The following is a 21,542-nucleotide window of genomic DNA, read 5'->3' as shown; positions in this document are numbered from 1 at the left end:
CGCGCTGTAGCCGCAGCATCAAGATTCTTTGTTTGCGGCGTCCGCAGCGAGTAGCATCGAAGCGACGGACGTCGTTGCGCTGCCGATTTTCAGGCGGGCAATGAAATAAGAAAGACGGCAAGGGGGAATATCATGCCAAAATCACCTGACCAATTCCAAACGAGTGCCTGCGTGACGGCCGACTCAACGCAGTCCACGCCCTCGCCCCAGTCGGACACCCTGCGGCGTGTGATCTGCGTTGCTCGCGCACCTAACAACGCGCTCCTCGCGGAGATGCGCTCAGCCGGCTGGGAAGTCGTCGTGGCGAAAACCGCCGCCGGCGCCGAGGCTGCGACGAAAAAATCAGGCGTCGCCGCCGGTCTCATCGATTTCGACGGTTTCACGCCGCGCGACTTTCCTACCCTCAAGGCATGTCTGAGCCAGACTGCGATCGGCTGGGTGGCAATCGCTGCTGAAGGCCAAACGGCAAGCAAGGCGGTTCGCGAACTGATTCGCAATTTTTGTTTCGACTACGTCACGCTGCCGCTGCCTCCCGAGTGGATTTCGCATGCGCTCGGGCACGCGCGAGGCATGGCGGCATTGGATTACGTCGATACGGCCGCCGATACCCTGCTCACGGATGACAGTACGATGGTGGGCACCTGCGAAGCCATGCAGCAGCTTTACAGCACCATCCGCAAGTTCGCCAATACGAACGCCAGCGTGTTCATCTCCGGCCAATCAGGTACCGGAAAAGAACTCACCGCCCTCGCGATTCACAGATGCTCGCCGCGCCGCAAAGCGCCTTTCGTTGCGATCAATTGCGGCGCGATTCCGCATCATCTTTTGCAGTCTGAACTGTTCGGCTATGAGCGTGGCGCGTTCACAGGCGCGGACGGGCGCAGGATTGGCCGCATCGAGTCGGCGAACGGGGGCACCCTGTTTCTCGATGAAATCGGCGACATGCCGTTCGAAGCCCAGGCGGGCCTGCTGCGCTTTCTGCAGGAAGGCAAAATTGAACGGCTCGGTGGCAACGAATCGATTCCCGTCGACATACGCATCATCTCAGCGACCCACGTCGACCTCGAAGCCGCGATACTCGCTGGCCGCTTCCGCACCGACCTGTTCCATCGCCTGTGCGTGCTGCGCATCAACGAACCGCCGCTGAGCGCACGCGGCAAGGACATCGAAATCCTCGCGCACTACGTCCTGCAGAAGTACAAGACCGATAGCACCCACAAGATTCACGGCTTCACGCCATCGGCCATCGACGCCATGTGCAGCTACCACTGGCCGGGGAACGTGCGCGAGTTGATCAATCGCGTGCGCCATGCGCTGGTCATGGCCGAAGGCAGGCTGCTGACACCCCGTGATCTCGACCTCGAATCGCAGCCGGCCGGAGAAAGGATGACGCTCGACCGTATACGCGAACAAGCCGAGCGCAGTGCGATCGAAACCGCTTTGCTAAGCCACGATCACCGGCCGGGAGAAACGGCGACGGCCCTCGGAATTTCGCGCGCCACGCTATATCGGCGAATGGTCGCGTACGGAATATACGTCGCGGAAGATACGGCTTTGGACGATACGGATGAGGAACTGAATGGGGATATATCCACCTGATTTGCGACTTTCCGATCTCGTCAAAATAGTCACCCGGGTTGTCGTGCGGCGGTTGCGCAATAGCGAGTGACGATAAATGTGGCTGGTACTCGACCTCTTGATCCGCACACATGCCATGCCATGTCATTTCCGCGACCTGTCGACGCGGCTGATCAGCTTAGGCAATAATTGCCCAAGCAATATGTGACGCTCCGCCGGATATTGAAGCGCTTCTCGACATTGGGCGGTCCGACGCCAACGGCGCCGGCGCCCAATATCTGCCTTACCGCCCTGCCACCTGCGCGCCGCCATGCATTGATGCACGCCGGCGCTTGAACACGTAGCCGAGCCACATCACGACCAGCCACGCGGGCACGAGCCATACCGAAACCGACAGGCCCGGCGTCATGGCCAGAATCACGAGAATCAGCGCCATGAAAGCGAGGCAGATCCAGTTACTGACCGGGAACCAGAACGACTTGAACACGAGCGTCTCGCCCGCCGCCACCATCGCCTTGCGTGACTTCAGATGCGTCAGGCTGATCAGCGCCCAGTTCAGCACCAGCGCGGCCACCACCAACGCCATCAGCAGGCCGAGCGCTTCGGCCGGAATCAGATAGTTGACGATCACGCAGGTGAACGTGGCGAGCGCCGACAAACCAATCGCCATATAGGGCACGCCACGCCGGTCGACCTTCATGAGCGCACGCGGCGCATTGCCCTGTTCCGCGAGACCGTAGAGCATGCGGCTATTCGCATACACGCCACTGTTGTAGACCGACAGCGCCGCGGTCAGCACCACCACGTTGAGGATGTTCGCGGTCAGTGTCGAGCCGATCTGCGAGAAAATCATCACGAACGGGCTGCCGCCGGCCGCGACCTGATTCCACGGATACAACGAAAGCAGCACCGCCAGCGAGCAGATGTAGAAAATCAGAATCCGGTAGATCACCTGATTCACGGCTTTCGGAATGCTCTTTTGCGGATCGGCCGCTTCAGCGGCCGTAATGCCGATCAGCTCAAGCCCGCCGAACGAAAACATGATGACCGCGAGCATCATGAACAGGCCATGAAAACCGTGCGGGAAAAAGCCGCCGTCGGCCCAGAGATTGGTGATCGACGCTTGCGGACCGCCATGGCCGCTGATCAGCAGATAGCCGCCGAACAGGATCATGCCGATCACCGCCACCACCTTGATGATCGCAAACCAGAATTCGGTTTCGCCGTACGCTTTAACGTTAGCGAGATTGATCGCGTTGATGACGGCGAAGCACACCAGCGCCGATACCCACGTGGGCACGCCCGGCCACCAGTAATGCACGTAGGTGCCGACCGCGGTCAGCTCGGCCATGCTCACGAGCACGTACAGCACCCAGTAGTTCCAGCCGGACAGAAAACCGGGAAAATCACCCCAATACTTGTACGCGAAGTGGCTGAACGAACCGGCAACCGGTTCCTGCGCGACCATTTCGCCGAGCTGGCGCATGATCATGAAGGCGATGATGCCGCCGATCGCGTAGCCGAGAATCATCGACGGGCCGGCAGCCTTCAACACGCTGGCGGAGCCGAGAAACAGGCCCGTGCCGATCGCCCCGCCCAGCGCGATCAACTGGATGTGACGATTCTTAAGCCCGCGCTTCAGGCCATCTTGCTGCTGTGCACTATTCAAAATTGCGCCCCAGTGTATGGATATCGATCGCCCGATCAGACTTATGGTCTGCCCGGGCAGAACCTGAAATTTTACCGCGGCCGATATTACCTAAATACTGGGAGCAACCCGCGCTTGGTTCTGCGCCGCACTTAACGGCGAGGATAGTGATTGTCACTGGCGTGGGGCTTCTGTATGTTGCCCTAGTCGAGGTTTCTGCCTTCGGAGATTCAACATGTCGCCCAAACGTCTGCTTTGCGCCGCTGCTTTGTGTCTCTGCTTCGCTGCGGCGGGTGCCCTCGCGCAAACGGCGGCGCCCACGGCAGAACCCGCCGCCGAACCGGCCGACATGCCGGGCATGGAGTCGAGCGCACCGGAAGCACCGGAGCCGCCACCGCCGCCCGCCGCACCGGCCGTAGTACCCGCGACGCCTGCCGCCACCGCCCCCACGCCCGCAGCACCCGCTGCGCCAACGGCGAGTGCCGCCAAACCTCGCGCAGCGCCGATGACCGGCCCCGTACACAACGTCGTGCTGGTTCATGGCGCGTTCGTCGACGGGTCGAGCTGGAACGGTGTGGTCGCGAAATTGCAGCAGAAGGGTTATCACGTGAGTTCGGTGCAGAATCCGCTCACGTCGCTCGCCGACGATGTCGCCGCCACCCGTCGTGTTCTCGCGCGCCAGAATGGTCCGACCATCCTCGTAGGACATTCGTGGGGCGGTGTCGTAATCACAGAGGCGGGCGCGAACGCGCCGAACGTCGCCGGTCTCGTCTATGTGGCGGCGATCGCACCGGACCTGCACGAATCTACGATGGACCTGATGAAGCGCGCGGCGCCGGCGCCGGCGGGTCAAGCCATCACCGCGGATTCCACAGGCTTTCTTTGGCTCGACCGCAGCAAATATCACGCCGACTTCGCCGCCGACGTGCCCGAGAATCTGACGCGCGTGCTCTCCGCCGCGCAACAGCCAATCTCGGCCAGGGCCTTCAGCGAAACGGTCAGTCAGGTCGCGTGGCGCGAAAAGCCTTCGTGGTACATCGTGACGACGAGAGACCGTGCGATATCGCCCGAAGTCGAACAGTTCATGGCCAACCGGATGGGCGCGAAGATCGTGCCGATCTCATCGAGCCATCTCGTGCCGGTGTCGCATGCGGGCGCGGTTGCGGATGTGATCGATCGCGCAGCGCGGGAGTTGAGCCGGCAGCAGTAGGTGGTGGCCAGGCTGTCGCCGGTCACACCCTCCGTCACACGGCTCAGCGCAGCATGAACGACATCGCCGACAGACAGTTCAGCATGCGCACCGCATGTTCCGCCGACTCCGCGCCAAAGCGCAACGTGACAGCGTCGATACGCGTGAGCGTCGGCCATTGGCAGAACAGATCGGCAAGCGCGCTGGTTTGCACACGCAACTCGCATTCGACGGGCCTTGCGGCAGCGCGCGTGGCTTGCGGCGCATGCCCGTTGTCGATGTAGTGCCGAACCACTTCGCGCGCTGCAGTTTCGATCGCGTCGCGAGCGCTTGCCGGTGTTTGCGTGACGCCGCTCGCATGCCCCGTCGCGCTCTTGGTGACCACGAAACGCGCGCCGGGAAAACGCGGCGCGGTTTCCTCGGCGAATACATCGTCGCCGGATAAAAGCGCTACCTGTGCGCCATATTCTTCCGCCAGCGCGCCGTACAATCCCGCCTCGCCGACTTCGACGCCGTTCAGCGAAACACGCGCGAACGCAAAGCTGTTGATCGTATGCGAGAGAATGCCGTGCGTTTGCGACCGGGCGTGATAGCCGATCATGAACACCAACGCGGCGCCGTACTCAAGGCCGGCCATCATGCCAAGCGTGCGTGGTTTGCCGAGCACGATCTGGGCGCGTGCGTCGAGCAGATCGGGCAGCAGATTGCGAAAACCGCCATGCGAATCGTTGACCCACACATGCGTGGCGCCACCGGCGAACGCGCCTACGATTGCGGCGTTGGCTTCGAGCGTCATCCAGCGGCGCGCGGCTTCGTATTCGCCGTTGCCCGCGCGCGTTTGTTCCGGATGGAACACGCCGGCCACGCCTTCGATGTCGACGGAAATCAGGACTTTCATCAGGAAGATTGCTTGAGAAGTTGAGCGAGGTCGGGTGCGGTGTCGTGCAGCGACAGGCGATGATGACCGTCGCGGCCCGTCACGGACGTGGCACTCCATAGTGCATCGACGATCGCTTGCTCGACGCTGTCCGCGCAGGCACGGAATAGCGGATCGAGGTGTGCGTCGGCAAGCACGGGCGGCAAAGCGACAAAGTCGGATTCGTGCGGCACAGTGTAGGCCGTTGAAAACGCCAACGCGATGTCTCCGCTGCCGTGGCCATACACCGAGCCGGTTCGAGCGAGACCGGCCGCGGCGCGCAATGACAGACGCTTGAGTTGACGAGCGTCGAGCGGCGCGTCGGTGGCAACGATCATGATGATCGAGCCTTGTTCGGGTTTCGAGGCGGTTGCTGATGTCGCCGCGCTAGCGGCGACAGCTTTGGCCGCGCGTTCGGCCAGCACACGGCCAAGCGGCGCACCGTCGATCGTCAGCATCGGCAGGCGGCCGAAGTTCGCCAGCACCAATGCGCCAACCGTATAGCTGCGCCCTGCTACGTCAATGACACGCGACGCATTGCCGATCCCGCCTTTCAGATCGAAGCAAGACATGCCGCGGCCTGCGCCAACCGAACCGCTCGCGACGTCAACGCTTGCCGCTTCACATGCATCGTTGTAATGCCGTTCGCTTACCGCCAATGCCTGAATATCGTTCAGGTATCCGTCATTACATTCGAACACCAACGGATTGACGGTCGACCATTCGCGTCCGATTTTTGGATTGCCTTGAATAGCCGCGCGAATCTGCGCTTGCGCGACAGCAGCGACGCCAAAGGTATTGGTCAACGCAATGGGAGTCTCCAGCACGCCGAGCTCCTCAACCTGCACGAGCCCGATGCTTTTCCCAAACCCGTTGATCACCGAAGCCGCAGCCGGCACCTTACTCACAAAAGGATCGCCACGATGCGGACGAATCACGGTCACGCCGGTTTGCACTGCGCCTTCATCCAGCGTGCAATGTCCGACCGTCACGCCTTCTACGTCGGCAATCGTTCCACGTGGGCCGCTCGGTAGCACACCGATATGCGGAGCGCTTTCACCTGCCGTTTCAGTCAAACTCATGGCCGGTCAAGCTTCGGATCGAGCGCATCGCGCAAACCGTCGCCGAGCAGATTGAATGCCAGCACGGTGAGGAAAATCGCCAGACTCGGAAACAGCGCGATATGCGGCGCGGTGACCATGTCGGCGCGTGCTTCGTTGAGCATCGCGCCCCACTCCGGCATCGGCGGTTGCGCGCCGAGTCCGAGAAACGACAGGCTCGCCGCCGTGATGATCGACGTACCGATCCGCATCGTGAAGTACACCACGATCGACGAAATCGTCCCCGGCAGAATATGCCGCACGATGATGGTCCAGTCCGATGCGCCGATACTGCGCGCCGCTTCGATATAGGTGAGTTGTTTGAGCATCAGCGTATTGCCGCGCACGAGCCGCGCAAACGCTGGGATGCTGAAAATCGCCACCGCGCAGATCACATTGATCATGCCGTTGCCGAGGATTGCGACCACACCGATCGCCAGCAGAATGCCGGGAAAGGCAAACAGCACATCGGCAACGCGCATCGTGATGCGGTCCCACCAGCCTTCGTAGTAACCGGCCAGCAAACCGAAGAACGTACCGATCACCGCGCCGATCGCCACCGACAGAAAACCGGCCTCGAGCGAAATACGCGAACCGGCCAGAATGCGGCTGAAAATATCGCGGCCCAGCGAATCGACGCCGAACCAGTGCGCGGCCGAAGGGCCCGCGTTCAACGCGTCGTAGTCGAAGAAATTCTCCGGATCGTACGGCACGATATGCGGCGCGAGAATCGCAACCGCAACCAGCAGCAGCACGAAAATGCCGGCGCCGAGCGCCACATGCTGCTTACGGAATTTGCGCCAGAATTCACTCCACGGTGTGCGGATCGCGTTTTCTACGAGGGCGGACTTGGCCGCATTCGCCTCGGTGACTGAGATGCTCATGCGGGCCTCACTTGAAACGGATGGTCGGGTTGATGACGGCGTACAGCACGTCCACCACCAGGTTGATGATGATGAACTCAAGCGAGAACAGCAGCACTTCCGCTTGAATCACCGGATAGTCGCGCATCGCCACGGCGTCCACCAGCAGGCGCCCGAGCCCCGGCCAGTTGAACACCACTTCGACCACGATCGAGCCGCCCAGAAGAAAGCCGAATTGCAGCCCCATCATCGTGATGACAGGAATCATCGCGTTGCGCAGGCAGTGTTTGACGATCACGAGCCATTCGGGCACACCCTTGGCGCGTGCGGTACGCACGAAATCTTCATTCATCACCTCGACGAACGAAGCACGCGTGAAGCGCGCCATCACCGCCGCCACCGCCGCGCCGAGCGTGAGCGACGGCAGCACGTAGCTCTTCCACGACCCATCGCCGACGATCGGCAGCCAGCCGAGCTTCACCGAAAAGATCTCCATCAGCAGCATGCCGAGCGCGAACGCGGGAAACGAAATACCCGACACCGCCAGCGTCATGCCAAGCCGGTCCGGCCAGCGATTACGCCACACCGCCGAGACGATACCGATTCCCATGCCGAGCACCACCGCCCACACCATGCTCGCGAGCGTAAGCAACAACGTCGGCATGAAGCGCTCGCCGATTTCCTGGCTGACCGGCCGCTTGCTGCGCGTGGACGTGCCGAAGTCGCCGTGCGCGATCTTCACGAAGAAGTTGGCGAATTGCTGCGGCATCGGCTTGTCGAGGCCGAGATCGGCACGCACCAGCGCAACGGTCGCCTCATCCGCTTCGGGACCGGCCGCGAGGCGCGCCGGATCACCGGGCAACAAATGCACGAACAGGAACACCAGCACGGCGACGATGAAGAGCGTCGGCAGCAGGCCAAAGATACGTTTGACGAGGAAGTTCAGCATGAAACCCAATCCGGCAATGATGCGGGCAACGATAGATCTTTCAGCGCAGTATGCGACCGTCCGGCCCGTGCGTTCGCGAAGAACACACAGCGCCGAACGGTCAGCTCATCACTTGATCGCGATCTCGTCGAAGTTGAACGAACCGTCCGGCGCGACATAGGCGCCCGACAAACGCTTGCTGCGCGCGTACACAACCTTCTCCTTGACGAGGAAGATCCACGGCGCGTCGGCCCAGATGCGTTTTTGCGCGTCGGTGTAGAGCGTGGCCTTCTGCGTGCGGTCGGTGGTTTCGAGCGCCTGCTTCAGATCGGTATCGACCGTGTCGTTCTTGTAGTACGCGGTGTTGACCATCTTCGGCGGGAACGAGACCGACCCGAGCAGCGGCGTGATCGCCCAGTCCGCTTCGCCCGTCGACGACGACCAGCCCGCGTAGTACATCCGCACCGGGGCGGTCGCCGGATCCTGGGCGCTTTCCACCTTGGCGACGCGTTGACCCGCTTCGAGCGCTTCAACCTGTGCCTTGATGCCGACTTGCGCCAGTTGCTGCTGCACGAACTGAATCACCTTCTGCGCGGTCGAGTAGTTATACGCGGACCACAGTGTCGTTTCGAAACCGTTCGGATAACCCGCGTCCTTCAGCAACTCACGCGCCTTCGCCGGATCGTACGGCCAGGGGCCGAGCTTCGTCGCGTACTCGACGCCTTGCGGCACCACGCCCTCAGCCGGCGTCGCGTACCCGGCAAACGCGACCTTGATCAACGCATCCTTATTGACCGCGTAGTTCAGCGCTTCACGCACCTTCGGATTGTCGAACGGCTTCTGGTTGACGTTCATGCTGATATAGCGCTGGATGATCGACGGCGAAGCAATCAGATCGACCTTCGGGCTCGACTGCAATTGCGCCGCCTGTTCGAACGGCACCTGGAACGCGAAGTCCGCTTCACCGGTGCGCATCAACGCAGCACGCGTGTTGTTGTCGACCACCGGTTTCCAGTCGATCGCATCGACCTTCGGGTAACCCTTCTTCCAGTAGCCCGCGAACTTCTTCACGGTCAGGTCGCCGGCCGGGTCCCACTTCACCAGTTCGAACGGACCTGTACCGACCGGATGGAAGGCGATGTCCTTGCCGTACTTCTTCAGCGCATCAGGCGAAATCATCACCGCCGACGGATGCGCCAGCACGTTGACGAACGCCGAGAACGGCGCCTTCAGGGTGATCTTCACCGTGTACGGATCGACCACTTCGGTCTTCTCGATACGGTTGAACATGTTGTAGCGCTTGAGCTTGTTCGCCGGATCGGTCACGCGGTCGAAGTTCGCTTTCACTGCCGCGGCGTTGAAGTCGGTACCGTCCTGGAACTTCACGCCGTGACGCAGCTTGAACGTGTAGACCTTGGCATCCGGACTCGCTTCGTAGCTGTCTGCCAGCACGTTGACCAGCTTCATGTCCTTGTCGAAACCGAACAGACCTTGATAGAACGACTTGGCGACGGCCTGCGACAGCGTGTCGTTAGCATCGTACGGATCGAGTGTCGTGAAGGTCGACGCAACGGCCATCACGGCCGTCGTATCGGCGTGCGCCACACTGCCCGCGAGCATCGCGAACACCACCGCGCCGCCGCTGATCAGCGCGCGCAAACGAAACGGAGAAGACGGGACCAGCAGGTTCATGAGGTTGGCTCCAGGCTGCGAATTGAAACAGGGTTATGTGCTGCGAGAGAAAATGGTTTCGCTTCAGGTTTAGCGAGCGGTTCAGGTCTGCGCACGGGTATGCGGCGTCTATCCCGTCTATCTAGTAAGCCCCGCCGACCCGATGCTGAGCCACGAAATGGTCTGGTCCGACCGCAATCAGCGGCGCCACGCTCGGTTCGTCGTTCAGCGCGCGGATCGGGCTTGGAATCTCATCGGCGGCGAGCATGCGTTTCGCGTGACGGCGCGCCGGATCGGCGACCGGCACCGCCCCCATCAGCTTCTTCGTGTACGGGTGCTGCGGCGCTTCGAACACCGCGCGGCGCGGACCGATCTCGACGATCTGGCCGAGATACATCACCGCCACGCGATGGCTGACACGCTCCACCACCGCCATGTCATGCGAAATGAACAGATACGCAACGCCGAGTTCGCGCTGCAGATCGAGCATCAGGTTGACGATCTGCGCCTGCACGGAGACGTCCAGCGCCGAGACGGATTCGTCGGCGATGACGACTTTCGGATTCAATGCCAGCGCACGCGCAATCGCAATGCGTTGCCGTTGTCCGCCCGAAAATTCGTGCGGATAGCGGCCTGCGGCCTCGCGTGGCAGGCCGACCTTTTCGAGCAGCCACGCAACGCGTGCCTGGGCTTCCGCGCCTTGAGCGACGCCGTGCACAAGCAGCGGCTCCATGATCGAGAAGCCGACCGTCAAGCGCGGATTCAGCGAAGCAAACGGGTCCTGGAAAATGAACTGGATATTTCGGCGCAGCGCTTGCAACGCAGGGCCTGTAAGCGAGCTGATTTCCTTGCCGTCGAATTCGATCGAGCCGCTCTGGCTTTCGACGAGGCGCAGCAATGAACGGCCGGTCGTCGATTTACCGCAACCTGATTCGCCGACCAGCGCGAGCGTTTCGCCCGGGCGCAGATCGAAGCTGACTTTCTCGACCGCATGCACGCGGCCCGTCAAACGCCCGAACACACCGCTCTTGACCGGAAAGCGCGTGACCAGATCGCGCACGCGCAGAATCGGCGGCGTGCTGTCGTGGACCAGCGGTTGGTTTTCTTGTGCGACGGCGGCTGCGGGACGAACGGCTTCGTCGGTGCCGGTGAGCGCCGCCTGCTCGACGGTCAGAATCGGAAACTTGGCGGGCTGATCGGTGCCCTGCATTGCGCCAAGGCGCGGGACCGCCGCAAGCAATGCCTTCGTATAAGGATGCGACGGCGCGGCGAACAGCGTATCCGAGGCTCCCTCTTCCACTTTCTCGCCGCGATACATCACCAGCACGCGATCGGCCACCTCGGCCACCACACCCATGTCGTGCGTGATGAAGATCACGCCCATGTTCATCTCGTCTTGCAGGCCGCGAATCAATTGCAGGATCTGCGCCTGGATCGTGACGTCGAGCGCCGTGGTCGGCTCGTCGGCGATCAACAGTGCGGGCTTACACGACAGCGCCATCGCGATCATCACGCGTTGGCGCATACCGCCGGATAGCTGATGCGGAAAACGTGCGGCCACCCGGCGCGCTTCCGGAATGCGCACGAGTTCGAGCAGACGCAGCGTTTCGGCATGCGCGGCAGAACGGCTCTTCCCTTGATGCAAGGCAATCGCTTCGCTAATCTGATCACCCACCGTGAACACCGGATTCAGCGAGGTCATCGGTTCCTGGAAGATCATCGCGATGTCGGCGCCGCGAATCGAACGCATCGTGCCGGACGACGCTTTCGCGAGGTCGAGCACGCTGCCGTCGCGGCGCCGGAAAGCGATGCTGCCGCCGGCAAGGCGCCCACCGCCATGCTCGATCAGCCGCATCAGGGCGAGCGATGTCACCGATTTTCCCGAACCCGATTCGCCGACGATCGCCAGCGTCTCGCCACGCTCGACCGTCAGCGAGAGATTGCGCACCGCGTTGACGGTCTTGTCGCCGCTGCGGAATGCGACCGACAGATCGTCGACCGCAAGCACGCGTTGCGGCGGCAAGGTTTCGATAAGCGGACGAGCGGTGTGCGATGAAGTCGGCACGATGGTTCCTTTGGATTCGAACGCGGCTAGCGGTGGTTCAAACGAAAACTTAAGCGGCAACTCAAGCGGCAGTTCAAGCGACGACGCGGCAAGACCGCATCAGCGATAGATCGCCGTCACCGGCGTCTCGCCGATTCGCGCGAAACCGCGATACATGCCCTCGGTGTTGAACGGCAGCGTGACGTTGCCGCGTGCATCGACGGCGACCAGACCGCCGCGTCCTTCGATCTTCGGCAAACGGTTCATCACCACGTCGTGCGCTGCTTCTTCGAGCGAGACGTTGCGGTACGCCATCTGCGCCGCGACGTCGTAGGCAGCCACCATGCGCATGAACATCTCGCCGGAACCAGTGGTCGAGACCGCGCAGGTTGCGTCGTCCGCGTAACAGCCCGCACCGATCAGCGGCGTATCGCCGACCCGGCCCACCTGCTTGTTGGTGACACCGCCAGTCGATGTCGCGGCCGCCACGTGGCCATGCTGGTCGAGCGCGACCGCGCCGACGGTGCCGAACTTGCGATTCGGATCAATCGGCTCATGCGGCGTGGGATCGTCGTCGCTCGACGATGGCGCGGAGGCCAGCGTCGCGCCGTCGTGATCGAGCATTGCGCGCTGTTGACCGCGTGCGAGTTGCCATTGGCGATAGCGCGCTTCGGTGTGGAAATACTCAGGCTCGACGAATTCGAGCCCTTGCGCGGCCGCGAAGGCTTCGGCGCCTTCGCCCGTAAACAACACGTGTTCGCTGCGTTCGAGTACGCGGCGTGCCGCCAGAATCGGATTGCGTACGCGCGTCACGCAGCAGATCGCGCCGGCGTCGAGCGTGCTGCCATCCATGATGGCTGCGTCGAGTTCATGCGTGCCGGCCGCTGTGTAGACCGCGCCGCGGCCCGCGTTGAAGAGCGGACAGTCTTCGAGCAAACGCACGGCTTCGCTGACGGCATCGAGCGCGCTGCCGCCGTCGGCGAGCACGCGCTGTCCGGCGCTCAGCACAGCGTGCAAGGCAGCGTGATAGTCGGCTTCGGCGCTGGCCGACATCGACGCGCGCAGGATCGTGCCTGCCCCGCCGTGAATGGCAATGACTGCGTTGGTGTTCATTTTTTGGCTTTGGTAGTGCGGGTGGTGCGGGTAGAAACGCGCGCGGGTTGATCAACAGTGCTGGCGACAGCCGCTTGCGGATCTGTGAGCCACGGCAGCACGAATTCGGTGACTTCGGCGGCAGCCTTCACCGAGCGTTTCGCCCGGTAGGCGACCGCGTCGCACAGCGCTTCAATAACGGCCAGCACGGCTGAATCGGCATTGGCCGCGAGCCGCCGTTCGGAGCGGATATAGAGCGAGAGATCGGCGAATTGCGCGAGCGGCGAGCGCGGGCTGTCGGTCAGCGCAAGCACACGTGCCCCGCGACTTGCCGCGCGCCGCGCGAGTTCGATCGTGTCTTCGACGTAACGCGGAAACGCGATCCCGATCACCAGATCGCCTTCATTCGAGGAGAACAGACGCCGCGCGGCATGCGACGGTCCGCCGACGAACGCGAGCGACTGCACGTTGTCGTGATACGGCATCAGGCCGTGCTCCATCAGGCCCGCGAGGAACGCACTTGAACCGGCGCCGAGCACGAAGACGCGACGCGCGGAAATGATCGCTTCTACGGCGGCCTCGGCGGCGGCGCTATCGATCGCGGAACGCGTGGATTGCAGATTGGTAGCGGCCTGTTCGAGCGACGCGTCAATCAGATCGTCGCCGGAAGCAAGCGATTCCTGCGCGCTACGCAGCCGCTCGACCGGCGCGAGCGTCGCTTCGAAACCGCGAACGAGCGCTTCCCGAAACTGCGGATAACCGTCGAAGCCGAGCGCGCGGGCGAAGCGATTCGCCGTCGCCACCGACGCACCGACCACGCTCGCCAGTTCGTCGATCCGCATGGTCGCCGCGCGGAACAGATTCGCCAGCACGTATTCGCCCATGCGCCGATGGATCGGCGTGAGAGTTGGCATCGCCGCGGCGATGCGCGCGGCGATGGCCTGCTCGGCGGGGTTCGAAGCGACGGACGAGTGATGGATCATGCGAGCAAGGCGGCCTGGTAACTGTCCTCAAAGAGGACTTCCTTCGGGATGTAAGCAAAATGCATGAAAGTATATTTACATAGAAATCTCGCTGAAAAAAATTCATTTTCATTTTCGAGGGTTTTCACGGACGCCCACAGGCACGTCGGCATGCAACGCGGCCATCCGATGAAAACCAGTTTTCATTGCGCGACTGCTGCGCCCTCCGGAATGTGCGCGAGCCGCGCCGCCGGCGACATGACGATGATCAGCGCCTGCACGAAGAAGGCCGCCGCAGCCGCAACCAGACACGCGTCCATCCCCCAGCGCGCGCTGATCGCCGCGCCAAGCAACGCGCCCAACGGCCGCGCGCCATAGGTCGCGGTGCTGTTGAGCGCCGAGACGCGGCCCATCATCCGTTCAGGCGTGATCGCCTGACGCAGCGTGGTCGAGCCGACCACCCACAGAATCGGTCCGGCGCCGAGCAGGAAGAAGCTCAGCATCGCGAGCCAGAACGACGGCGTGACGATCGTCGCCACCATCACGAGCGAAGCAAGCAAACCGCACGACGGTCCGATGATCAGCACACGGCCGAACGCGAGACGCCGCGCAATGGCCGGTGCGGCGAGCGCGCCGCACACCATGCCGACGCCGTACGCGCCGAGCGTCACGCCGACCATCGAAGCGCTCAAGCCCAACCGATGCACGGCATACGGCACATATACCGCCTGCAGCACGAAAAAACCGAGGTTGAAGAAGATCGCGGTGGCCAGCATCGGACGCAGTAGCGCGTCGCGCAGCACGAAGCGCGTACCGTCACGCAGTTCCAGCAGGAAGTGACGCTGGGGAGCAGCCGCTCGCGGCGGTTCGCGCAGCCCCGCGAGCAATGCGACGGCCAGCGCCGATAGCCCGGCCGCGCAGCCATACGCCCATCCCGCGCCGACCCAGCCGACCAGCAGTCCGCCGAGCGCCGGTCCCGCCGAATACGCGACGCTACGCGCCAGTTCGAGCCGGCCGTTGGCCTGGGCGTACGCCTCGCGCGGCACAATCGAGGGCACCAGCGAAGGCGCCGCAACGTTATATGCAACCGTACCGGTCGCGGCAATGAAGCCGAGCGCGGCGAGCAGCGGCAAGCTCAGCGCATGCGTCATCAGGAGCAACAGCACGCACAACATCGAGATCACGCGCACGCTTTCGGCGAGCGTCATCAACGTGCGGCGCGAGCGGCGGTCGGCCCATACGCCGAGCGGAATCGACAACAACAGGAACGGCAACGTCTGTGCGGTTTGCAGCAGACCGGTCTCGCGTGCGCCGGCGCCAAGCGCGAACACGGCGACGAGCGGCGCGGCGGCAAGGCTGATCTGCTCAGCCGATTGCGCGACCAGATTCGACCATGCGAGCCGCTGGAATGCGGCCGGCAAGCGAATCGCGGATGAAGACGACGAAGAGGAAGCGGCGTGCATCGATGAACTCCTGCGACGGGATGTGGGAGACCATCGTGGTCGCTATGGCGCAGCGCGGCGCTCCGCTTCTTGCGGTGTTATTCTTCGCTCGCCATGAATCTCGAAAGCATCCTCTTCACACAAGGTTTCGGCTCGCGCCGCCAATGCCGGGCACTGATCGGCGACGGCCGCGTGAGCATAGGCGGCTCAGTCTGCGCCGATGCCGACGCCGATTTCCCAACCGATGACAGCACGTTCTGCTTCAGCGTGGACGGGGTCGTCTGGCCGTATCGCGAGCACGCCTATCTGTTGCTGAACAAACCTGCCGGCTATGAATGTTCACGCGATCCGCAGCATCATCTGAGCGTGTTCAGCCTGCTGCCGCCGCAGTTCGCCGAACGCGGCGTGCAGTGCGTGGGCCGCCTCGATCAGGACACGACCGGCCTCCTGCTGCTCTCCGACGACGGCAAGTTCGTGCACATGTTCACGTCGCCCAAACGCAAAGTGCCGAAGCTGTACATTGCGACTACTCGCCATCCCATCGACGATGCCCAGTTGCGTGCCTTGCGCGACGGCGTCTTGCTGCACGGCGAGCCCAAGCCGATCGTCGCCGTCGACGTAGAGGCGCGCGGTGAGCACGCGCTAGCGCTCACCGTGATGGAAGGCAAATATCACCAGGTCAAGCGGATGATCGCGGCTGCGGGCAACCGTTGCGAGGCGCTGCATCGCGAGCGGATCGGCGGACTCGCATTGCCCGCGACGCTCGCGGAAGGCGCGTGGCAATGGCTCGACGAAACCGACCTCGGATCTTTACGGAGCGGGTAAACAGGTAGGTCCCCTTTAGAGCCTTGATGCGTCAGGAGAATGGTGTGCGCCCCCGCACACAAGCCCCGGCGGACACCTGATTGCACGCTGCATCGCAGCATGCTCTTGCTTACAACTCGCCCTATACTCGTTTAAACAAAGACTACAAAGAGTTCAAGGAGGGGCGCCATGGTCATCCACGACACCATCGCGATTTCGTATGTGATGATCGCTTTCGTGTGCCTCGGCCTGGTTCTGATTGGCGGACTGCTGGTCATGATGCGGCTGCGGCATAAATATCATCCGAACCTGATCGGCGCGCTAATCGGCGCAATGCTGTGTTTCCTGTTGCTGGAGGCATTGCCGGCGCTGACGTAAACCAACGGGGGCGCGCGCGGCTGGCGCAGAGGCCGGCGCGCGCGGAGTATCGCCGGGAGATGCACGGCCCGGCGGTTTGTTGTTCGCGGCTGAACGCGTTGAGACCCATCGCCTGATCGCGTGTTTTCTCAGCCGCGCGCTTTTGCTTCGGCATGTGGCACAGTGGCGCTCCGTTCGGGCCGCATGCGCAGAAAATCCTCGACGCTTGGATACTGCAAGCGCACACGCAACTCCTCTTTGAGGCGCCGGTTCACGAGCCGCCTCGATTCGCGCATGAAGGACAGCAAGGTCGGCTCGATCTGCTGCTCCGCCTCCGCGCGCGTGATGCGAGGCGCGCGCTCGAGACCGAACGCATCGGCCACTGCATCGAAGTACTCTCCCATTTTCAGCGACGTATCGTCGGACGCGTGAATCACGCGCCCCGGCCGCCCGCGTGTGGCGAGACGCACGAGGATCGCGGCCAGATCGTCGGCATGGATATGGTTGGTGTAGACGTCGTCTGCGTCGACCAAGGCGGGCGTGCGCTTTTCCAGCCGCGCGAGCGGCAGACGGTTGCTCGCATAGATGCCCGGAATCCGCGCGATGCTGGCAGCGACCACGCCTCGCGCGGTGGCGCGCCGCAATTGCCGCTCGGCCGACACGCGGCGTTTGGCACGCGCATTGGCCGGCTGCGACGCGCGCGTCTCGTCGATCCACGCGCCGCCGCAATCGCCGTAGACGCCTGTCGTGCTCGCGTACACCAGCCTCACAGGCACGTGCGGCGCGGCGGTCCAGCGCACCCTGTCGGGTACAATATTGGCTGCTTCAGATTCCGCCCATGAGGCACTCATGTTGCGCAACCCGCGGCGCAGCCGCCCGACCGGCGCCACCGTGCCGCGCGCGGCACGCATCGCCCGATCACGGCGCGCGCTCAGCGTAGCGAGCAAGGCCCGGGTGCGGCGGTCGTCATCGCCGGTCTTTTGCGGTGGCGCGAGATGCAGCACCGTCGGCGCGAGGCCGGCGAGCCGTTTCAGGCTGCGCCGTGCGTCGAGGTCGCCGACCAGCGGCGTGACGCCGGCGGCGCGCAATTCGGCGCTGCGTTCAGTGTGGCTGGTGAGCGCGAAGACATGTGTGCGTGGCCGCAACAGGGGCACGCAGCGCATGCCGACATCACCGCAGCCAACAATCAACACGCGCGGCCGGCGTAAATTTCGTGTCGCTTTCATGGTGGACGAATTGTAGCCGTCAAGCGCGGCAGGTACCGCACAGTTGTACAGCGGGTCCGATAACGATTACCGACTTTTCGATTTCGAACACTCTATGGCATTTAACGTCACGCTCCGGCAAAGCGGCCGGCAGTTTCAGGTGGAACAGGACGAACCGGTCCTGATCGCGGCCTTGCGCCAGGGCATTGGTCTGCCGTACGGCTGCAAGAACGGCGCCTGCGGCTCATGCAAAGGCACCGTGGTCAGCGGTCAGATCGAACAGCGTCAGCATTCGTCATCGGCTTTGTCGAACGACGAAAAGACGCGCGGCATGGCCCTCTTCTGCTGCGCGACGGCATGCTCCGATCTCGAAGTGGATATCCGCGAAGTGGCCGGCGTGGGCGACGTGCAGGTCAAGAAACTGCCGTGCCGCGTGAACGCGATCGAGCGCAAGGCCGACGACGTCGTCGTGCTGAAGCTGCAATTGCCCGCTAACGAGCGTCTGCAATATCTGGCCGGCCAGTACCTTGAATTCATCCTGAAAGACGGCAAACGCCGCAGCTATTCGATGGCGAACGCGCCGCACACCGAAGGCCCGATCGAATTGCACATCCGTCATATGCCGGGCGGCGCATTCACGGACCACGTATTCAACACGATAAAGGAGCGCGACATCCTGCGCTTCGAAGCCCCGCTCGGCACCTTCTTCCTGCGTGAAGACTCGGACAAGCCGATCGTGCTGCTGGCCTCGGGCACGGGCTTCGCGCCGCTGAAGGCGATCGTCGAACATGCGGTGTTCAAAAACCTGAACCGGCCCATGACGCTTTATTGGGGCGCGCGCCGCAAGAAGGACCTGTACCTGCTCGAGATCGCCGAGCAATGGGCTCGCGAGATTCCGAACTTCAAGTTCGTGCCGGTGCTGTCGGAACCGGACGCGGGCGATGCTTGGACGGGTCGCGTCGGCTTCGTGCATCGCGCGGTGATCGAGGACCTGCCGGACCTGTCGCCGTACCAGGTGTACGCGTGCGGCGCACCGGTGATGGTCGAGTCGGCACAGCGCGATTTCACCCAGCATCATGGGCTGCCGGAAGACGAGTTCTACGCGGATTCCTTCACGAGCGCGGCGGATCTGGCGAACGCGGTTTGAGGCGATGAACGGGTTGATCGTCATCAGATCAACCCGTTCATCAAAACGAAACAGGCACGCTGGCAGACTTGCATAAATCCGCGTTGACGCGAATTTGTGCAAATTCATGGTTTACACCAGCGCTTTCCTTGTCGTATTCTTTCGCGCATGAACCGCATCCAGTCCGAACTCCGACGTCGCCGCTCGCCGCTCCCTTAGGGGCGCCGCTGGCTTCGTCACGGATTCGCGCCGCACAAAGGCGCAAGCAGTTCGAATCATGAAAGCCACGGCATGCCGTGGCTTTTTTGTTTGCTTTTTTTGTTTTCACCGGCCGCTGCTTCATTTGAGGCCAGCCGCTCACTCACCCTTCACCCCGCTGTCTGGAGCTTGCCGTCATGAATTTCAATGAGTACCCGATCGAGTCGCTGATGTACATCACGAACCGGCCCGAAATCGTTTTCACGCACGGCAAGGGCTCGTGGCTCTACGACAATAACGGCAAGCGATATCTGGACTTCATCCAGGGCTGGGCGGTCAACAGCCTCGGTCATTGCAACGACGGCATGATCGAAGCGCTGAACACGCAATCGAAGCTGCTGCTGAATCCGTCGCCGGCCTTCTACAACGAGCCGATGGCGAAGCTCGCCGGATTGCTCACCCAGCATAGCTGTTTCGACAAGGTGTTCTTCGCGAACAGCGGCGCCGAAGCGAACGAAGGCGCAATCAAGCTCGCGCGCAAGTGGGGTAAGAAGTTCAAGGACGGCGCGTTCGAAATCATCACGTTCGATCACAGCTTCCACGGCCGCACGCTCGCTACCATGTCGGCAAGTGGCAAACCGGGCTGGGACACGATCTACGCACCGCAAGTGCCGGGCTTCCCGAAAGCGGATCTGAACGACATCGCGTCGGTTGAAAAGCTGATCAATGCGAAGACCGTCGCGGTGATGCTGGAACCGATTCAGGGCGAAGGCGGCGTGATTCCCGCCACACGCGAATTTATGCAGCAACTGCGCGCGCTGACTAAAAAGCACAACCTGCTCCTGATCGTCGACGAAGTGCAAAGCGGTTGTGGCCGTGCCGGCACCCTATTCGCCTACGAGTTGTCGGGCATCGAGCCGGACATCATGACGCTCGGCAAGGGCATCGGCGGCGGTGTGCCGCTCGCGGCGCTGCTGGCGAAGGCCGACATTGCTGTGTTCGAAGCCGGCGATCAGGGCGGTACGTACAACGGCAATCCGCTGATGACCGCGGTCGGTTACTCGGTGATCTCGCAACTGACGGCGCCGGGTTTCCTCGAAGACGTGCGTGCGCGCGGCGAATATCTGCGCGCGAAGCTGCTCGAACTGTCGGAAGAACGCGGTTTCGAAGGCGAACGCGGTGAAGGTCTGCTGCGCGCCCTGCTGCTCGGCAAGGACATCGGCAACCAGATCGTCGAGAAGGCGCGCGTGATGCAACCCGACGGCCTGCTGCTGAACGCGGCGCGTCCGAACCTGCTGCGTTTCATGCCGGCGCTGAACGTCACGAACGAAGAAATCGACCAGATGATGGCGATGCTGCGTTCAATTCTCGACACGCTGTAATCACACAGGAAAGCGCGTATGACGACGAGCGCAACGCTATCGATCCGCCGCTTCGACGCGAGCGACACCGATGCCGTGGTCGCGCTGTGGCAGGAAGCGTTCCCCGAGTATCGGGACGTGACAAGGCCGCAACGCAATCCGCATCTGTCGATCGCCAACAAGCTGGCGACGCAACCGGAACTGTTCTTTGTCGCGGTGTTCGGCGAGCGTATCGTCGGCACGGTGATGGGCGGCTACGACGGGCACCGAGGCTGGCTGTATTCGCTTGCGGTAGATGAATCGTTGCGTCGTCACGGCATCGGCACGCGGCTGGTCGCACATGTCGAAAACGCGTTGACCGAACGTGGATGCCCGAAGCTGAATTTGCAGGTGCTGTCCGCGAAGGCCGATGTGCGCGCGTTCTATGAAGCGCTCGGTTATCGCGCGGATGCCGTGATCAGTCTCGGCAAACGATTGGGCGAACTGGCGGAAACGCCGGCGGCTTAAGCGCAGGCAATCGCCTGAATTGAGAAAGGCCGCATGCGCGATTGAAGCGCATGCGGCCTTTTTTACGGCTGAGGCAAACTTAGTCCGGCTTATTCACCCAGCTTATTCACCCAGATAAGCCGCCCGCACCTTCGGATCATCCAGCATCTGCTTCGCGTCACCCGACATCGTCACCAGACCCGAGTCCATCACGTAGCCGCGGTTCGCCGCCTGCAACGCGAGACGCGCGTTCTGCTCAACCAGCAGCACCGTCATGCCTTCAGCCGAGATCGCCCGCACCACTTCGAAGATCTTCTCGACCATGATCGGCGACAGACCCATCGACGGCTCATCCAGCAACAACAGCTTCGGTTTGCTGATGATCGCGCGCGCCATCGCCAGCATCTGCTGTTCGCCGCCCGAGAGCGTGCCCGCGTATTGCGTCGCCCGTTCCTTCAGGCGCGGGAAAAAGCCGAACATGCGATCGACGTCTGCCTTGATGGCGTCGGTATCGTTGCGCAGATACGCACCCATCTGCATGTTCTCGACGATCGACATGCGCGAGAAAATTC

At 62.5% G+C, this 21,542-nt stretch carries 20 protein-coding genes; 7 read left to right on the top strand and 13 right to left on the bottom strand.

Going from position 1 to position 21,542, the window contains the following annotated elements; all coding sequences use genetic code 11:
* The first annotated feature begins 129 nt into the window (after positions 1-129).
* Positions 130-1,599 (top strand): sigma-54 dependent transcriptional regulator, encoded by a 1,470-nt coding sequence (locus tag FSO04_RS17285; RefSeq protein WP_414693435.1) that lies wholly within the window; start codon positions 130-132, stop codon positions 1,597-1,599.
* A gap of 262 nt (positions 1,600-1,861) precedes the next feature.
* Here FSO04_RS17285 and FSO04_RS17280 read toward each other — a convergent pair whose 3' ends face one another.
* The gene (locus tag FSO04_RS17280; protein ID WP_154560841.1) at positions 1,862-3,247 is read right to left on the bottom strand and encodes an amino acid permease; all 1,386 of its coding nucleotides are present in this window, start codon (positions 3,245-3,247) and stop codon (positions 1,862-1,864) included.
* A 214-nt stretch (positions 3,248-3,461) separates the two neighbouring features.
* Between FSO04_RS17280 and FSO04_RS17275 the strand changes: the two genes are divergently transcribed.
* Positions 3,462-4,436 (top strand): alpha/beta fold hydrolase, encoded by a 975-nt coding sequence (locus tag FSO04_RS17275; RefSeq protein ID WP_154560840.1) that lies wholly within the window; start codon positions 3,462-3,464, stop codon positions 4,434-4,436.
* A 43-nt stretch (positions 4,437-4,479) separates the two neighbouring features.
* Here FSO04_RS17275 and FSO04_RS17270 read toward each other — a convergent pair whose 3' ends face one another.
* The 9 genes from FSO04_RS17270 to FSO04_RS17230 form a co-directional block, all read right to left on the bottom strand.
* Positions 4,480-5,313, bottom strand: a complete 834-nt coding sequence (locus FSO04_RS17270; RefSeq protein WP_154560839.1) for a M55 family metallopeptidase — start codon at positions 5,311-5,313, stop codon at positions 4,480-4,482.
* Entirely contained in the window at positions 5,313-6,413 is a 1,101-nt protein-coding gene (locus tag FSO04_RS17265) for a DmpA family aminopeptidase (RefSeq protein WP_154560838.1), read from the bottom strand. Before FSO04_RS17265 ends, FSO04_RS17270 begins: the two co-directional genes overlap by 1 nt.
* Complete coding sequence (gene gsiD, locus FSO04_RS17260) at positions 6,410-7,315, bottom strand: glutathione ABC transporter permease GsiD (RefSeq protein ID WP_154560837.1); 906 nt, start codon at positions 7,313-7,315, stop codon at positions 6,410-6,412. The genes FSO04_RS17265 and gsiD overlap by 4 nt, the downstream gene beginning before the upstream one ends.
* Positions 7,316-7,322: 7 nt before the next feature.
* Positions 7,323-8,243, bottom strand: a complete 921-nt coding sequence (gsiC, locus tag FSO04_RS17255; protein ID WP_154560836.1) for a glutathione ABC transporter permease GsiC — start codon at positions 8,241-8,243, stop codon at positions 7,323-7,325.
* A gap of 108 nt (positions 8,244-8,351) precedes the next feature.
* Positions 8,352-9,914: a glutathione ABC transporter substrate-binding protein GsiB gene (gene gsiB, locus FSO04_RS17250; RefSeq protein WP_154560835.1), complete on the bottom strand. Its 1,563-nt coding sequence runs from the start codon at positions 9,912-9,914 to the stop codon at positions 8,352-8,354.
* Positions 9,915-10,035: 121 nt separating this feature from the next.
* Positions 10,036-11,958 carry a dipeptide ABC transporter ATP-binding protein gene (locus tag FSO04_RS17245; protein ID WP_168435719.1) on the bottom strand — a complete coding sequence of 641 codons (1,923 nt, stop codon included), beginning with the start codon at positions 11,956-11,958 and terminating at the stop codon, positions 10,036-10,038.
* A 99-nt stretch (positions 11,959-12,057) separates the two neighbouring features.
* A complete protein-coding gene (locus tag FSO04_RS17240) occupies positions 12,058-13,050 on the bottom strand; it encodes an isoaspartyl peptidase/L-asparaginase family protein (protein ID WP_154560834.1) in 993 nt (330 codons plus the stop codon).
* A complete protein-coding gene (locus FSO04_RS17235) occupies positions 13,047-14,012 on the bottom strand; it encodes a MurR/RpiR family transcriptional regulator (protein WP_154560833.1) in 966 nt (321 codons plus the stop codon). The genes FSO04_RS17240 and FSO04_RS17235 overlap by 4 nt, the downstream gene beginning before the upstream one ends.
* A 182-nt stretch (positions 14,013-14,194) precedes the next feature.
* Positions 14,195-15,454 carry an MFS transporter gene (locus FSO04_RS17230; RefSeq protein WP_154560832.1) on the bottom strand — a complete coding sequence of 420 codons (1,260 nt, stop codon included), beginning with the start codon at positions 15,452-15,454 and terminating at the stop codon, positions 14,195-14,197.
* A gap of 93 nt (positions 15,455-15,547) precedes the next feature.
* Between FSO04_RS17230 and FSO04_RS17225 the strand changes: the two genes are divergently transcribed.
* Both FSO04_RS17225 and FSO04_RS17220 read left to right on the top strand, forming a co-directional pair.
* On the top strand, positions 15,548-16,258 hold the full coding sequence (locus tag FSO04_RS17225) for a pseudouridine synthase (RefSeq protein ID WP_154560831.1): 711 nt from the start codon (positions 15,548-15,550) through the stop codon (positions 16,256-16,258).
* 168 nt (positions 16,259-16,426) lie between these two features.
* Positions 16,427-16,615: a hypothetical protein gene (locus FSO04_RS17220; protein WP_154560830.1), complete on the top strand. Its 189-nt coding sequence runs from the start codon at positions 16,427-16,429 to the stop codon at positions 16,613-16,615.
* Between the two features lie 128 nt (positions 16,616-16,743).
* On the opposite strand, the gene FSO04_RS17215 is transcribed toward FSO04_RS17220, so the two are convergent.
* The gene (locus tag FSO04_RS17215) at positions 16,744-17,820 is read right to left on the bottom strand and encodes a Rossmann-fold NAD(P)-binding domain-containing protein (protein ID WP_154560829.1); all 1,077 of its coding nucleotides are present in this window, start codon (positions 17,818-17,820) and stop codon (positions 16,744-16,746) included.
* Positions 17,821-17,914: 94 nt separating this feature from the next.
* Between FSO04_RS17215 and FSO04_RS17210 the strand changes: the two genes are divergently transcribed.
* Positions 17,915-18,946 (top strand): CDP-6-deoxy-delta-3,4-glucoseen reductase, encoded by a 1,032-nt coding sequence (locus FSO04_RS17210; protein WP_154560828.1) that lies wholly within the window; start codon positions 17,915-17,917, stop codon positions 18,944-18,946.
* Between the two features lie 40 nt (positions 18,947-18,986).
* Here the strand turns inward: FSO04_RS17210 and FSO04_RS17205 are convergent, their stop codons facing one another.
* Entirely contained in the window at positions 18,987-19,253 is a 267-nt protein-coding gene (locus FSO04_RS17205; RefSeq protein ID WP_154560827.1) for a hypothetical protein, read from the bottom strand.
* A gap of 67 nt (positions 19,254-19,320) precedes the next feature.
* Between FSO04_RS17205 and FSO04_RS17200 the strand changes: the two genes are divergently transcribed.
* Positions 19,321-20,505, top strand: coding sequence for an acetylornithine transaminase (locus FSO04_RS17200; RefSeq protein ID WP_154560826.1), 1,185 nt, complete (start codon positions 19,321-19,323; stop codon positions 20,503-20,505).
* Positions 20,506-20,523: 18 nt separating this feature from the next.
* Positions 20,524-20,991, top strand: coding sequence for a GNAT family acetyltransferase (locus FSO04_RS17195; protein WP_154560825.1), 468 nt, complete (start codon positions 20,524-20,526; stop codon positions 20,989-20,991).
* Between the two features lie 102 nt (positions 20,992-21,093).
* Here FSO04_RS17195 and FSO04_RS17190 read toward each other — a convergent pair.
* A partial coding sequence (locus FSO04_RS17190) for an ABC transporter ATP-binding protein (RefSeq protein ID WP_154560824.1) occupies positions 21,094-21,542 on the bottom strand: 449 nt, incomplete at its 5' end.

This window comes from Paraburkholderia madseniana, from assembly GCF_009690905.1.
GTDB lineage: Bacteria > Pseudomonadota > Gammaproteobacteria > Burkholderiales > Burkholderiaceae > Paraburkholderia > Paraburkholderia madseniana.
Note: the sequence above shows the minus strand (reverse complement) of the source record. Positions and strands in the feature narration are given on the sequence as shown.